The organism is Vibrio owensii (genome assembly GCF_002021755.1).
In the GTDB taxonomy this organism is placed as follows: Bacteria; Pseudomonadota; Gammaproteobacteria; order Enterobacterales; family Vibrionaceae; genus Vibrio; species Vibrio owensii.
The window spans coordinates 784,410-799,455 of the sequence record NZ_CP019959.1 but is presented as its reverse complement, the minus strand read 5'-3'; the positions used below and the strand labels follow the sequence as shown (position 1 = coordinate 799,455).

General features: G+C 45.7%; 13 protein-coding genes. 8 read left to right on the top strand and 5 right to left on the bottom strand.

Annotated features, from left to right (window positions below):
* Positions 1-3: 3 nt before the first annotated feature.
* Entirely contained in the window at positions 4-573 is a 570-nt protein-coding gene (locus A9237_RS03445; RefSeq protein ID WP_078607677.1) for a PilZ domain-containing protein, read from the bottom strand.
* Between the two features lie 263 nt (positions 574-836).
* Here A9237_RS03445 and lolC point away from each other — a divergent pair, with 263 nt between their 5' ends.
* The 3 genes from lolC to lolE are packed head-to-tail and all read left to right on the top strand — an operon-like array spanning position 837 to position 3,992.
* Positions 837-2,045, top strand: coding sequence for a lipoprotein-releasing ABC transporter permease subunit LolC (gene lolC / locus A9237_RS03440; protein WP_032802943.1), 1,209 nt, complete (start codon positions 837-839; stop codon positions 2,043-2,045).
* A complete protein-coding gene (lolD, locus tag A9237_RS03435; RefSeq protein ID WP_005437497.1) occupies positions 2,038-2,745 on the top strand; it encodes a lipoprotein-releasing ABC transporter ATP-binding protein LolD in 708 nt (235 codons plus the stop codon). Before lolC ends, lolD begins: the two co-directional genes overlap by 8 nt.
* A 2-nt stretch (positions 2,746-2,747) precedes the next feature.
* Positions 2,748-3,992 (top strand): lipoprotein-releasing ABC transporter permease subunit LolE, encoded by a 1,245-nt coding sequence (gene lolE / locus A9237_RS03430; protein ID WP_078607676.1) that lies wholly within the window; start codon positions 2,748-2,750, stop codon positions 3,990-3,992.
* A 169-nt stretch (positions 3,993-4,161) separates the two neighbouring features.
* Here lolE and A9237_RS03425 read toward each other — a convergent pair whose 3' ends face one another.
* Positions 4,162-4,671 carry a DUF2062 domain-containing protein gene (locus A9237_RS03425; protein ID WP_009707126.1) on the bottom strand — a complete coding sequence of 170 codons (510 nt, stop codon included), beginning with the start codon at positions 4,669-4,671 and terminating at the stop codon, positions 4,162-4,164.
* Between the two features lie 8 nt (positions 4,672-4,679).
* Here A9237_RS03425 and A9237_RS03420 point away from each other — a divergent pair, with 8 nt between their 5' ends.
* From A9237_RS03420 to kdsB, 5 genes are read left to right on the top strand one after another with little or no spacing between them, the layout of a single operon-like run.
* Complete coding sequence (locus A9237_RS03420; RefSeq protein WP_078607675.1) at positions 4,680-6,938, top strand: DNA internalization-related competence protein ComEC/Rec2; 2,259 nt, start codon at positions 4,680-4,682, stop codon at positions 6,936-6,938.
* Positions 6,939-6,969: 31 nt separating this feature from the next.
* Entirely contained in the window at positions 6,970-8,721 is a 1,752-nt protein-coding gene (gene msbA / locus A9237_RS03415) for a lipid A ABC transporter ATP-binding protein/permease MsbA (protein WP_041054851.1), read from the top strand.
* A gap of 5 nt (positions 8,722-8,726) precedes the next feature.
* The gene (lpxK, locus tag A9237_RS03410) at positions 8,727-9,734 is read left to right on the top strand and encodes a tetraacyldisaccharide 4'-kinase (protein WP_078607674.1); all 1,008 of its coding nucleotides are present in this window, start codon (positions 8,727-8,729) and stop codon (positions 9,732-9,734) included.
* Complete coding sequence (locus A9237_RS03405; protein WP_005378451.1) at positions 9,715-9,894, top strand: Trm112 family protein; 180 nt, start codon at positions 9,715-9,717, stop codon at positions 9,892-9,894. The genes lpxK and A9237_RS03405 overlap by 20 nt, the downstream gene beginning before the upstream one ends.
* The gene (gene kdsB / locus A9237_RS03400) at positions 9,894-10,652 is read left to right on the top strand and encodes a 3-deoxy-manno-octulosonate cytidylyltransferase (RefSeq protein WP_078607673.1); all 759 of its coding nucleotides are present in this window, start codon (positions 9,894-9,896) and stop codon (positions 10,650-10,652) included. The genes A9237_RS03405 and kdsB overlap by 1 nt, the downstream gene beginning before the upstream one ends.
* Before the next feature lie 61 nt (positions 10,653-10,713).
* Here kdsB and A9237_RS03395 read toward each other — a convergent pair whose 3' ends face one another.
* The 3 genes from A9237_RS03395 to A9237_RS03385 all read right to left on the bottom strand — a co-directional run bounded on the left by A9237_RS03395 (position 10,714) and on the right by A9237_RS03385 (position 15,009).
* Positions 10,714-12,036: an IS4 family transposase gene (locus A9237_RS03395; protein WP_078607672.1), complete on the bottom strand. Its 1,323-nt coding sequence runs from the start codon at positions 12,034-12,036 to the stop codon at positions 10,714-10,716.
* A 130-nt stretch (positions 12,037-12,166) separates the two neighbouring features.
* Positions 12,167-13,726, bottom strand: a complete 1,560-nt coding sequence (locus A9237_RS03390; RefSeq protein ID WP_005437485.1) for a SpoVR family protein — start codon at positions 13,724-13,726, stop codon at positions 12,167-12,169.
* Positions 13,727-13,737: 11 nt separating this feature from the next.
* Entirely contained in the window at positions 13,738-15,009 is a 1,272-nt protein-coding gene (locus A9237_RS03385) for a YeaH/YhbH family protein (RefSeq protein WP_009707120.1), read from the bottom strand.
* Between the last annotated feature and the right edge of the window lie 37 nt (positions 15,010-15,046).

Here is a 15,046-nt window from a genome sequence, read left to right as displayed (position 1 = left end):
TAATTATTTGTTATCTCGCTCTAGTGAGCGCTGACGGAGTAATTTTTGCTGTTGGTATAGCGCGGCTTTGATTAATAAATCTTGGTCAGCTTCCCTAAGTAATTTGTACTTAAGTGTGATCACATAGCCTTGCTCGGCAGATTCGCATTCTACTATCTGAGCGTAGCAGTAAATTGCTGCAGCTGGATGATCTAAGAAGAGTTTTACGCGAACCAGTTTTCCTGTTTCTACTTCTGAATCACTGCGATAGCTCAACTGGCTAGCGCCGAATTGAGTTGTTTGAAAACGTAATTTGACATCATCTTGTTGAGAAAGCATAAAACTCAGTAGCAGGTTTAATTTTGAGTTCTGTGTATCCAGCAAATAGATGACGTGTTTGAGCTCTTTGCTTTGCAGCTCTAGTCTTGCGTTATCAGCCAGCATATCGAGATGACTGAATTCACTCGCAACAATGAAAGGCGCTGGGATTTCTGATACAAAAGTCTCTTCATCTGGCAGAGCAAAGCCCGTCTCTAACGTTTCGACGTTGATCGTCAGATTGTGGTGTACGGTGAAGTATTCTTGCTCTGTCATAATTTGTCCTTTTCTGCCAACGAGCGCTCTCATTTCATTGAAGAATGAGTAGGATAGGGCAATGATTATCGCTAATCAGTTTAAGTTATCAAGTTTACCTGTTTTTCTGGCTGAACTTTTTGTTGTAAATAGGGACTTATTGCATGTCGTTGACAAATTTGGCGATTATCTTGTCTTCTTCATAGTAAGAGTAAGGTAAGATAACGAATATTAATTAGCTAAGTAATAGCTCCATTATTAAAAAACCAGTTGGTTTGCCTTATATGTATCATCCTATCTCTCTGTTTATCGGTTTGAGGTATCTTCGGGGACGCTCCGGAGATAGGTTCAGTCGATTTGTTTCTTATATGTCGACAGCGGGTATCACGATCGGTGTGATGGCGTTAGTGACCGTACTTTCCGTTATGAATGGCTTTGAAGCCCAGCTTAAAGAACGGATTTTAGGTGTGCTTCCTCATGCGGTCGTTTCGCAACATGATGGTAAAACACCGATCAGTGAAAATGCCCCTCAGTTTATTCAAGATATGTCGACAAGCGCGAAACCGGAACCTATCGTTCGTGGTGAAGCGGTGATCCAAAGCTCTGCTCAGCTGACGGCTGGCTACCTAATTGGTATCGAACCTAAATTGGGCGATCCTATCTCTAATCACCTTATTGCTGGCCGCTTATCGTCACTAAAAGCGGGTGAGTATAAAGTTTTTCTTGGTCACAGCTTAGCGCGCTCCCTGAAAGTTTCTATGGGTGACAAAGTGCGTTTGATGGTGACCAATGCCACTCAATTTACGCCTCTAGGACGTATTCCAAGCCAACGTAACTTTACTGTTGCGGGCATTTTTAATACCGGCTCTGATGTCGACGGTCAGCTTATGATCGTTAACATGACGGATGCTTCAAAGCTGATGCGTTTGCCGAAAGACACCGTCTCGGGTTGGCGCGTGTATTTCTCTGACCCGTTTATGGTGACTGAATTTGCAGATAAACCATTGCCGGACGATTGGAAATGGAGTGATTGGCGTGAGCAACGTGGTGAGCTTTTCCAAGCAGTAAAAATGGAAAAGAACATGATGGGCTTGATGCTTGGCCTGATTGTTGGCGTTGCGGCGTTTAACATCATTTCTGCTCTGATCATGGTGGTGATGGAGAAGCAATCAGAAGTCGCGATTCTCAAAACCCAAGGGATGAAGCAATCTCAAGTGATGGCGATTTTCATGGTGCAAGGCGCAAGTAGCGGTGTGATTGGTGCGATTGTTGGCGGTGCTGTCGGCGTGGCTTTATCGCTCAATCTCAATGCGATTTTGGAAGCCGCAGGCGTTGCCTTGTTCAGCTTCGGTGGCCATCTGCCAATCGTGATTGATTCATTCCAAATTTTATTAGTGGTAGTGCTGGCGATTGCTCTGAGTCTAGCTGCAACTGTTTACCCGTCTTACCGAGCATCTTCTGTTAAACCTGCTGAGGCACTTCGCTATGAATAAGCTATTAGAATGTCGTGATATTCGTAAAGTCTACCGAGAAGGCTCGCTAGATACTGAAGTGCTGAAAGGCGTGAGTTTTGATATCGACAAAGGGGAATTGGTTTCTATTGTTGGTTCTTCAGGCTCAGGTAAAAGTACGTTACTTCATATTCTTGGCGCATTGGATGATGCGACCGAAGGTGAAGTCGATTTTCTAGGGCAGGACTTGTCGGCGTTAAGCTCGAATAAGCAAGCGGCATTGCGTAATAAGCACCTTGGTTTTGTGTATCAGTTCCACCATTTGCTGGCTGACTTCACTGCGGTAGAAAACGTGGCAATGCCTTTGTTGATCGGCGGAACAAAGGTCTCTGAAGCGAAAGAAGCCGCACAAGCATTGCTGGAAAAAGTGGGTTTAGGTCATCGTATGGATCACCGTCCATCTGAACTGTCTGGTGGTGAGCGCCAACGTGTTGCTATTGCAAGAGCATTGGTTAATAAGCCTGATCTGGTATTAGCAGATGAACCAACGGGTAACCTCGACCATAACACTGCTCTGGCAATTTATGATTTGATGCGTGAGTTAAACCAAGAGTCGAACATTGCCTTTTTAGTCGTGACTCATGATAACGAGTTAGCCGCGAAAATGGACCGTCAAATGCATATGCAAGATGGCTTGCTGGTGGATCGCTTTATCACTGAAACAGCGGTTGCGGAGGGCTAATTTTGTTTTCATCTTTAGCATTGATGATCGGTGGCCGTTTTAGTCGCGCTAAAAAGCGTAACAAGATGGTGTCGTTCATTTCACTTTCTTCAACCATCGGTATTGCGGTTGGCGTCGCAGTGATCATCATTGGCCTTTCTGCTATGAACGGCTTCGAGCGTGAGTTGCAATCGCGCGTGCTGTCGGTTATTCCGCACGGTGAATTGGAAGGAGTGAATGGCCCGCTGCACAATTACACCAAAACCATGAATCAAGCGCTAAACCACGAACACGTTGTCGCGGCAGCGCCTTATGTTCGGTTTACGGGTTTGGCCGAAAAAGGCACCAAGTTAAAAGCGATAGAGGTTCGCGGTGTCGACCCTGCTTTTGAACAGGCGGTTTCGAGCATGTCTGAATTCATTGACCCAGAAGCTTGGCAAAACTTCTATCCGGGTCAAAAACAAGTTATTTTGGGTCGTGGTGTTGCGAATGAACTGAGCGTCGATGTGGGTGACTACATTACGTTGATGATTCCACAAACAGGCAGCACCAACAAAGTTCAAGCACCGAAGCGTGTTCGAGTTAAGGTCGCAGGCTTTTTAACACTAAATGGCCAAATCGATCATTCGCTCGCTCTAGTCCCATTGAAGGATGCTCAAGCGTATGCGCGCTTGGGTGATGGTGTCACCGGGATTTCCCTTAAAACAGATGATGTGCTGAACGCTCCTTCAATTGTAAGGGAAGTTGGCAATCTGATAGATGTGTATGTGTATCTAAAAAGCTGGCAACAACAGTTTGGCTTTTTATATCGCGATATCCAGTTAGTCCGCACGATTATGTACTTGGTGATGGTGTTGGTGATTGGTGTAGCGAGCTTTAATATTGTCTCGACATTGATGATGGCAGTAAAAGACCGCGCCGCAGAAATCGCGATTCTTCGAACTATGGGTGCGAAAGATGGGCTGATTAAGCGCATCTTCGTTTGGCAAGGTGTGTTCTCAGGGGTATTCGGCAGTATTGCTGGCAGTATCGTCGGTGTGTTTGTCGCATTAAACTTAACACCAATCATCAAAGCCTTAGAGAGCTTGATAGGGCACCAGTTCTTGTCAGGGGACATTTACTTTGTCGACTTCTTGCCATCACAGCTGCATTGGCCAGATGTTGTTTTGGTATCAAGCACGGCGATTATTTTGAGTTTGCTTGCGACTTGGTACCCAGCTTCTAGAGCTGCGAAGCTGAATCCCGCTGCGGTTTTGAGCTCGAAATAACACGTCAAATAAACGAAACACAAAAAAATAAAGGACCGAATTTCGGTCCTTTATTTTTAAGTCTGTACTGGCTCAGTATTTTTCATACCTAGGCTACATCTTCTTTCATTTCAAACGTTAACTCTTTTCCAATCAACGCGTTGTAGCCTGCCATTTTTTCAATAAGTACTTATCGTATTTTGCGTTTTTGCCAGCTTCGCACTACTGAATAGCGCCAGAGTCCGCGAATACCGAAGTAGCCAATGATTGCCGAAGCGACACCACAAATCGCGCAGCCTAACAAGAACGGAGGCCCAATGGTGTTCATTTGTTGCATGATGAATTCCCACGACAACTCAAAGTGGAAAGGTTGTGGGGGGACATGCATCACGAGTGCGCCAAGTTTGTACGCAAAGTAGAACAACACTGGCATCGTGATTGGGTTACTGATCCAAACAAGGGCAACAGAGAGAGGCAAGTTTACGCCAAGCATGATGGCAAGACCTGCAGCCATGATCATCTGACTCGGAAGCGGAACAAACGCCATAAACAGACCAACAGCAAAAGCACCAGATGCAGAGCGACGATTTAAACACCACAGATTCGGGTTGTATAAAACGTTGCCGAAGACCTTCAGTGCTTTTTGGCGTTTGATCATTTCATGATCTGGCATGAAGCGTTTAATCAGCTTTCTAGGCATAGGACGACATGACTCTCTTAGAAAAAAGTTTGACCTTGGCGTTATTTGTAGCAAGCGTTATCTCGTCTGCGTGGTGGCCGACGATGCCAGATTGGCGATGGTTGCTGCTGGGAATAATTGCCATTGGCTCGATAATCAAATTACGACGCGGCTTATTGAGCATAGGCGCAATTTGGGGCTTTATGGTTGTCATTATCCACGGCAATGTTATGGAGCATCAAAGACAAGCCCTGTTTCAAGCAGGGGTGAATATTACCATAAATGGTAAAGTTGACAGCCCTTTTACGCAAATAAGTCACGGATATGAAGGAATTGCGCGGATTGATCAGGTTAATTCTCAAAAGCTGTTACCTTTTCTTAAACCAAAAATCCGATTGATAACCGCATTCCCTCTGACTGTTAACAGTGAATTCACCACTCAAGTCACGATGAAACCCATTTTGGGTCTGAAGAATGAAGCTGGGTACGATGCAGAAAAACAAGCCACTGGAAAAGGTATCGTTGCAAGAGCGGTAGTCATTTCTGATGCGACGTGGGTAATTCGCACACAAACTTCTATACGTCAGCAAATCATCGCGACCACCAAAGAACATATCTCAGAGCTTGATCATTTTCCTTTGATCAGTGCGCTTGCTTTTAGTGACCGCTCATTGCTTACTCAATCCGATTGGGGGGCTCTGAGAGACAGCGGCTTACTGCATTTGGTCTCGATATCGGGTTTGCACATAGGCATGGCTTTTGCGTTTGGAATGAGTGTCGGCTTTGCTGTTAGGTATGGGCTGCCCAGCTACGCCTTCCTCCCGCCGTTATTTGGACTGATCACTGCTCTTGCTTATGCATGGTTAGCCAATTTCTCTTTACCTACAACTCGTGCGTTTTCTGTCTGCGCCATTTATTTGTTGCTGAAATTTAGCTTGGTTTATTGGAGCCCATGGCGTGTGCTTCTACTTGCGGTTTCAATACAGCTTTGCTTAGAGCCATTTGCACCTTTAAATATAAGCTTTTGGTTGTCTTACCTTTCTGTTGTCGCGGTATTGTTAGCCGTTAATGTTGTACAACAGGCTCAAGGCCATTGGATTGCTAAGTTAACAGCAATACTGAAAGTACAGTTAGTGCTTACTATGTTGATTGTTCCCATCAGTGGTGTGTTTTTCTCGGGAACCAGTTTGTCCTCCATCGTTTATAACCTCATTTTTATTCCCTGGTTTGGTTTCATTGTTGTCCCTTTGATGTTTATTGCGCTCATCGCTACTCCGTTGTCTGACTATATCGCTGCTCTGCTATGGCAATGTTTAGATTGGATGCTTTGGCCTCTTAGTTGGTCATTGCAGTTCGCTGAAGGCAGTTGGTATTCCATGAGTATTGAGATGACGCTACTGGTTATTGCGATAACTTGCGCTTTCATCGGGGCGAGATTTCTAACCAAAGGGGCGATGGCTATTTTGCTGCTTGCTATTGTTTCTGTCGCTCTATTTCATGAACGTCAATTTGGACGTTGGCGTATCGATGTGTTGGATGTAGGGCATGGCTTGGCCGTTTTGATAGAGAAAGAGGGGGAGGTTTTTCTTTATGATACTGGGAAAGCGTGGAACACGGGCAGTATCGCTCAGCAGGTTGTTTCGCCCGTTTTGCATCGCAGAGGCTTTCGTTCTGTCGATGTATTGATTGTGAGTCACGCAGACTCAGACCATGCTGGTGGTCGAGACTACATAGAGGAACATTTTTCTCCAAAAACAAAATTCAGCAGTCAGCATTACTTTGATTACCGATCATGTATTGCAGGAGAGAAATGGACTTGGCAGGCGCTTAAATTTGAAGTGCTGTGGCCGCCTAAGCAGGTAAACCGTGCTTACAATCCTCATTCGTGTGTTATTCGAGTCGTCGATACAGAATCTGATTTTAAATTGCTTCTAACGGGGGACATCGAAGCCATCAGCGAGTGGATACTGGTTCGTGAACCCGACAAGCTAGAGAGTGATGTGATGCTTGTGCCTCATCATGGCAGCAAAAGTTCATCCAACCCTAAGTTTGTGGAAGCAGTTTCTCCCCAACTTGCAATCGCGTCTTTAGCTAAAGCCAATCAATGGGAAATGCCTGCAGACAAGGTTATTCATGCTTATGAGAAGGCAAACGCACACTGGTTGGATACGGGGACAAGCGGTCAAGTGTCGGTGTTCATAGATCAAGACAATTGGCATTTTGAAACCAAACGTAGCGAGACAATTGAGCCTTGGTATAGGCAGATGCTGCGTAAGGGAGTAGAATAAGAGTCTTAATGTAAGAAAATAAAGCACTTCTATGTCGATAAATACTGATGAAACGACCTGGCAGACGTTTAAGCGTCTATGGCAATTTATTCGCCTTTATAAGTCGGGCATTATCGTTGCCGTCATTGCGTTAGTCATTAATGCACTTTCAGATACCTATATGATTTCTTTGCTAAAACCGCTTCTTGATGAAGGTTTTGGTAATGCGGAATCTGATTTTCTACGCACGCTTCCATTGATTGTTTTCGCCATGATGTTTATTCGTGGTGTGAGCGGATTTGTTTCCACTTACTGCTTAAGCTGGGTATCCGGCAATGTGGTAATGCAAATTCGTAGAATGGTGTTCAACCACTTTATGCACATGCCTGTGTCTTACTTTGACAAAGAAAAAACAGGTAACTTGCTATCCCGTATTACTTACGATTCAGAACAAGTCTCTGCCGCAACAAGCCAAGCATTGGTTAGCATTGTACGTGAAGGTGCGAGCATCATCGGTCTTCTTGTGTTGATGTTCTACAACAGCTGGCAGCTTTCTTTGGTTCTATTTGCTGTTGCTCCAGTTGTTGCATGGGGTATTGGTATCGTTTCTAAGCGATTCCGTAAGATCTCTAAGAACATGCAAACCATGATGGGCCATGTGACGGCGTCTGCTGAGCAAATGCTGAAAGGTCACAAAGTCGTACTAAGCTACGGTGGTCAAGATATCGAAGGCAAACGCTTCGAAAAAGTCAGCAACCAAATGCGTCAACAAAGCATGAAGTTGGTGACAGCTCAAGCGGCAGCAAACCCAATCATTCAAATGATCGCGTCTATCGCGATTGTTGTTGTGCTTTACCTAGCAAGTATCGACTCAATCAAAGATCAATTAACGCCGGGTACATTTACCGTTGTGTTCTCTGCAATGTTTGGTTTGATGCGTCCGCTTAAAGCGCTGACCAACGTAACGTCACAGTTCCAACGTGGTATGGCAGCAAGCCAAACCTTGTTCGCACTGGTAGATCTAGAGCCAGAGAAGAATGAAGGTAAGTTCACTGTAGAACGTGCAAATGGTGATGTTTCAGTGAAGGAAGTTAGCTTTACCTACGAAGGTGCAGAGAAACCAGCACTTGAGAACGTGAGCTTTGATATTCCAAAAGGCAAGACGGTGGCTCTTGTTGGTCGTTCAGGCTCAGGTAAGAGTACCATCGCGAACTTATTCAACCGCTTCTACGACGTAAGCAGCGGTTCGATTACGCTAGATGGTCACGATATTCGAGATTACGAACTTAAAAATCTTCGAGAGCAGTTCGCGCTTGTTTCGCAAAACGTGCATTTGTTTAATGACACGATTGCAAACAACATTGCTTACGCGACAGAAGATCAATACACACGTGAAGACATCGAACGTGCCGCTAAACTTGCTCACGTCACTGAGTTCGTCAGCAAAATGGAAGACGGCCTTGATACGATGATTGGTGAGAATGGCGCGAGTCTATCTGGCGGTCAACGTCAGCGTGTAGCCATTGCTCGTGCACTTCTTCGTGATGCCCCTGTTTTGGTTCTTGATGAAGCAACATCAGCTCTGGACACGGAATCTGAGCGTGCTATTCAATCGGCACTGGATGAACTGCAAAAAGATAAGACGGTACTAGTGATCGCTCACCGACTATCGACTATCGAGAATGCAGATGAAATTCTAGTGGTAGATGAAGGCTCGATCGTTGAACGTGGTAACCACGCTGAGCTGATTGCCAAGAAAGATGGCGCATACGCTCAACTTCATCGAATCCAATTTGGTGCCTAAGAACTGTGGTTGAAAAAATCTGGTTCGAAAACCATCCTCTCAAATATCTGCTGTGGCCGCTTTTGTGGCCACTGAGTTTGTTGTTTGGTGCGATCAGTAAATCTAAGCGTCAACAATATCAATCAGGTAAAAAACAAGCTTACAAAGCGCCAGTGCCTGTAGTTGTGGTGGGCAACATTACGGCTGGGGGCAATGGTAAAACACCGGTTGTTGTGTGGCTGGTGGAGCAATTACAGCAGCGTGGTTACAAACCAGGCGTTGTGTCTCGTGGCTATGGGGCGAAAGCGCCTCAGTATCCGCTTGTTTTGGATGACAATACACCAGCGAAACACTGTGGTGACGAGCCGAAACTGATTTATCGCCGTACTGGCGCGCCTGTCGCTGTAGATCCGGTTCGTGCCAATGCGGTGAAAGCATTGCTTGAAACTGGCGTTGACATCATTATTACTGACGATGGCCTCCAGCATTATGCTTTAGAGCGAGATATCGAGTTTGTTATCGTGGATGGTAATCGCCGCTTTGGCAATGAAAGCCTTATTCCACTTGGCCCGCTACGTGAAGGGGTAGAGCGTCTTGCTGAAGTCGACTTTATCATCACTAATGGTGGTCAAGCTCAGCATGGCGAAATGCCAATGTCTTTAGCGCCATCAAAGGCGATCAACCTGAAGACCAAGCAACAGGTCGAGGTCAGTGAATTACGTGATCTCGTTGCGTTTGCGGGGATTGGGCATCCACCACGATTTTTTAATACACTTAACGCAATGAATGCGGATGTCAAAGTGACGAAAGGCTTTGCCGATCATCAAGACTTTGATCAGCAAGAATTACAAGCATTGGCTCAACAAGGGGCGAATGTGATTATGACAGAAAAGGATGCCGTCAAATGCGACAGTTATGCGCAAGATAATTGGTGGTATCTGCCTGTTTCTGCTCAGTTTGAATCAAACGACGCAGAGCGAATTTTAAATCGAATTAAAGAGGTTAAAGCGACTTATGGATCACCGTCTGCTTGAGATTGTAGCTTGCCCTGTGTGCAAAGGTAAGCTGACGTACGATAAAGATAATCAAGAGTTGATCTGCAAACTGGATCGCCTTGCTTACCCAATCAAAGAGGGTATTCCTGTTCTGCTTGAGCCAGAAGCACGAACCATGAGCATGGACGAGGGACGCTAATGTCTTTTACGGTTGTCATTCCTGCACGCTACGCGTCGAGCCGCTTACCGGGTAAACCGTTGGCAGACATTGGTGGTAAACCAATGATCCAATGGGTTTATGAGCAAGCGTTACAAGCGGGAGCTGAAGACGTGATTATCGCAACTGACGATGAGCGCGTATCGGCGGCGGCAGAGCAGTTTGGTGGCAAGGTTTGTATGACCTCGCCAAACCACGAGTCTGGCACTGAGCGACTAGCAGAAGTGGTAGAAAAAATGGCAATCCCTGCAGACCACATCGTGGTGAACGTTCAGGGTGATGAACCATTGATTCCGCCGTCTATTATTCGCCAAGTCGCTGACAACCTAGCAGGTTGCGATGCACCAATGGCAACGCTTGCGGTTGAGATTGAATCGGAAGAAGAAGTCTTCAACCCGAATGCGGTGAAAGTGGTTGCGGACGAGCGTGGTTACGCTATGTACTTTAGTCGTGCAACGATCCCTTGGGATCGTGACAACTTTGCCAAGCAAGACAGAACCATCGCGAATCCATTGATGCGTCACATCGGCATCTACGCTTACCGTGCTGGTTTTATCAATACTTATGTGAATTGGCAGCCAAGCGTACTTGAGCAAATCGAGTGTCTAGAGCAACTTCGCGTGCTTTGGTACGGTGAAAAAATTCATGTTGAAGTGGCAAAAGAAGCCCCAGCAGCTGGTGTTGATACGCCAGAAGATTTAGAAGCAGTACGAGCTATTGTCGCTAGCCAAGCACAATAAGTGAGTATTGATTTTAGAATTAGAAAGGCTCCTCATTGAGGTAATGCCGTTCGGATAAGCATTAATGCTTATATCTAAATGGATATTTTGTAGGGACAAAAAGGACTGAACGTGGATACGTTCGGTCCTTTCTTTTATCCGGTAAAATGAAGTGACTTATGCTCTCCCTCATTTGCTTGAGTTTGCTCGGTAGAGTTCCATCAGGACTAAGTGCCAACCAACGTAACTGGGTATCTATTAAGTTTATTGCCGCTGTAAAGCTGACTCTAGTTGGGCTTACATCGGCGTCTTGAGCAATATGAATCATCTCTAAGCGCACCAAATTGTACGCTAGCAGTATTCCCCAAAGCTCTTGTCTAACACCAACAGCAAAACGACTTCTCAAGGTAACCTCGCTTTGTAGCTGAGTTTGCTTTATCTCACCGTAACCTTCTTCTATTTCCCAGCGTTGCCAATAGACAGCTAATAAATCTTCTAATGAGTATTTCTCAGGGTCAACAAGGGAAGTTATAAAGCCTTCAATTTCACCTTTTGGGTCTTTATAGAGGATGAGGCGTGCCTGCCAATGAGTCGGTAAATTAGGGTTATTACGCTGAGCTTGTGGTGAGATAGGCATAGAAATAAGCATGTCGTTTTCAGCAAAGTGCTCTACGACTTCATATCTTAATTTCCGTTTTAAGGGGGTTAGCCAGTGACTATTGGAGGCTGCTGCATTCCACGATATCAACAGGTCGGCGGAAAAGTAGCAACGATCAAACAATGTTAGCGAGTTGGCTGGCACGTCTGCTAATAATCTGCGAGCTAACGTTGCCTCGCCAACCTGACAAGCATCGAATGCAGCCCCCATCATAAAGCGAGTCTCGGTCGCCATTAGGCCGACCAAGCGAAGTTGAGGATAAGGTTTATGTTTTTGAGAGATGAATCCAAATGCTAGCGCATTGTCTTCTGAATCTTGACAACGAAAAGTTGTACCATCCACGGCCATGATGCTTAGCCCTAGCACCTTATCTTTTACTAGTGCGTCGCTCTCCCAAGCCGCCACAGAGGTTTTAAACAAAGCGGCAAGAGGAGCCTCATCTAAACGTCGCCTAGAGTCAGTTAGCACACTAGGTGCAACACGAGACCATGTATTCTGAGGTTCGGGTTGAAGAGCTAAGTCAAGAGAACTACACACTTCCTTAATTGATTTATTCCGTTGCAGTCCCATCCAAATAACAAGCCAAACCGCTTGTTGCGCTGGTAGACGTCGTCTCCTAATACTTGCTTTAGATGTATCAAGCAAAGCTTGCTCTATCCATTCAAGTTGAATGGCATTAACTACAGACTCGTAGTTTTTACCATCCTCTATCGTTTCATGAGCCAAAACCAACTCTTGAGCAAACATAAAAAATCCCCACTAACGTTGTTAGTGAGGATTATCATATGATCCCAAGATCATTCAAGTCTCTAAACCGATCGGCATTACCTCATTGAGGAGCCTTTTTGTATCTAAGATAGATCGGACGCTGTATCGGTTAGATATTGGTGTCGTACTGATTGCGTTTCGGACATGTTGAGAGAATTTCTCTGTGGCCGGTGTCTTTCACTTCTTCAAGAATCACATCAAAGCCCCATAGGCGGTAAACGTGTTTCAAGACTTCTTCATAACTATTATCCAAAGGAATGCGATTATGAGGAACATACTGAAGCGTTAGAGAGCGGTCGCCTCGCACATCCACGTTAAAGACTTGAATGTTCGGCTCTAGATTCGCCAAGTTATATTGCGCAGCTAACGTTTCACGAATACGTCGGTAACCCATTTCATCATGAATGGCTGCAACTTCGACGAAGTTCTTACGATCATCATCGTTGATGGCAAACAACTTGAAATCACGCATGAGCTTCGGTGACAAGTATTGGCTAATAAAGCTCTCGTCTTTGAAGTTATGCATGGCAAAGTGAACCGCATCTAGCCAGTCTGTTCCTGCTAACTCAGGGAACCACTCTTTATCCTCATCGGTTGGCTCTTCACAGATGCGTTTGATATCGCGGAACATCGCAAAGCCAAGCGCATATGGATTAATGCCGCTAAAGTAAGGGCTGTTGTAAGGGGGTTGTGCAACCACGCTCGTGTGACTGTGCAGAAACTCGAGAATGAACTTTTCAGACACTAAACCTTCATCGTAAAGGTGATTAAGGATGGTGTAGTGCCAGAAGGTTGCCCAGCCTTCGTTCATGACTTGAGTCTGCTTCTGTGGATAGAAGTATTGGCTTACCTTACGCACGATACGCACAATCTCGCGCTGCCAAGGTTCAAGCAATGGTGCGTGTTTTTCAAAGAAGTAGAGCAGGTTCTCTTGTGGCTCGCTCGGGAAGCGCACTTTGATGTCTTCTTCTTTGGTTTTCGATTGTGGAACGGTTCGCCATAGTTCGTTCACTTGCGATTGCAGGTAAGCTTCACGCTCTTCCTGGCGGGCTTTTTCCTCGTTAATGGAAATCTTCTCAGGGCGCTTGTAACGGTCCACACCGAAGTTCATTAAGGCATGGCAAGAGTCGAGTAGTTGTTCGACTTCGTGTACGCCATAGCGCTCCTCACATTCCGCAATGTAGTTCTTCGCAAACAAGAGATAGTCAATGATTGAGCTAGCATCAGTCCAAGTTTGGAACAGATAATTGCCCTTGAAGAACGAGTTATGTCCATAACAAGCGTGAGCAATAACCAGCGCTTGCATAGTGATGGTGTTCTCTTCCATCAGGTAAGCGATACATGGGTTTGAGTTGATCACGATTTCGTAAGCCAAGCCCATTTGACCATGCTTATAGTTCTGCTCCGTTTGGATGAACTTTTTACCAAATGACCAGTGGTTGTAGTTGATGGGCATACCGATGCTTGAGTATGCATCCATCATTTGTTCTGAGGTAATGACCTCAATTTGGTTAGGGTAGGTGTCGAGACGATAATGCTCCGCCACACGCTTGATTTCTTTGTGGTAACGCTCCAGCAATTCAAATGTCCAATCTGGACCGTCTGGAAGCATATTTTCTCTGCGCTTCTTCGAGGCTTCCCCCGAAAGGTTTGTCGTTGCGGTATTCATCGCTAGCCTCCTTACGCCGTTTCTTTTTGGAATAGTTCACGGAAGACTGGGAAGATATCCTCCACGGAGCGGATGTTTTTCATGGCGAAGTTTGGAAACGATTCGCTAAGTTTCTCATACTCGTGCCACAGTGTTTGGTGTGAGCGACGCGTGATCTCAATGTATGAATAGTACTGGCAATTAGGCAGTAGTTTATTGACGAGTAACTCACGACAGCGAGGCGAGTCGTCAGCCCAGTTGTCACCATCGGATGCCTGTGCTGCGTAGATGTTCCATTGACCCACCGGGTAGCGGTCTTGGACGATTTCGTTCATCAGCTTAAGTGCGCTCGATACAATCGTGCCACCCGTTTCTTGCGAATAGAAGAACTCATGTTCATCCACTTCTTTCGCTTGGGTATGGTGACGAATAAAGACCACTTCCACATTCTCGTAGGTACGCGTTAAGAACAGATAAAGCAGTACATAGAAGCGTTTTGCGATGTCTTTGGTGGCTTGATCCATAGAACCAGATACATCCATCAGACAAAACATAACCGCTTGGCTTGAAGGCACTGGGCGCTTCTCATAGTTCTTGAAACGTAAGTCGAAAGTATCAATAAAGGGTACGCTCTCAATTTTCTTGCGTAGCTCTTCTATTTCCTTCTTCAGACGATTTTCTTCGAGCTGTTGAGCGGGCTCGATGTTTTTGATGCGAGTAAGTTCGTCCTCTAACTCGTTTAGAAGACGTTTCTTACCTGCTGTCATTGCGGTGCGTCGTGCCAAAGATTGTTGTAGTGAACGAACGACAGCAATGTTGGATGGAATACCTGCGGTTTGATACCCCGCACGGTGAGTTTTCCACTCTGTGATTTTGGCAATTTGGTTCTTCTCAAGATTCGGTAACTCTAAATCTTCAAACAAGATATCGAGGTACTCATCTTTTGAAATTTGGAAAACGAACTCGTCTTGGCCTTCACCGTCAGGGCTCGCATTGCCTTCACCAGCACCTCCGCCTTGGCCGCCACCTTTCGGGCGTTCGATCTTATCACCAGTGATAAATTGGTCGTTGCCAGGATGCACGCGGTCACGCACGCCCCCTTTACCCTGATGAAACATAGGTTCGTTAATGTCTTTGTGCGGTATAGCGACGTCTTCGCCCGTTTCCGTGTTCGTGATCGAGCGTCGATTCACTGCGTCAGCTACCGACTCTTTAATCTGCTCTTTATGGCGTTTCAAGAAGCGCTGTCGATTAACAGCGCTCTTGTTTTTGCCATTGAGCCTTCGGTCTATAAATTGCGCCATGAAATAGCCCTCTTCATGTTTCACAAGCGACCTAACT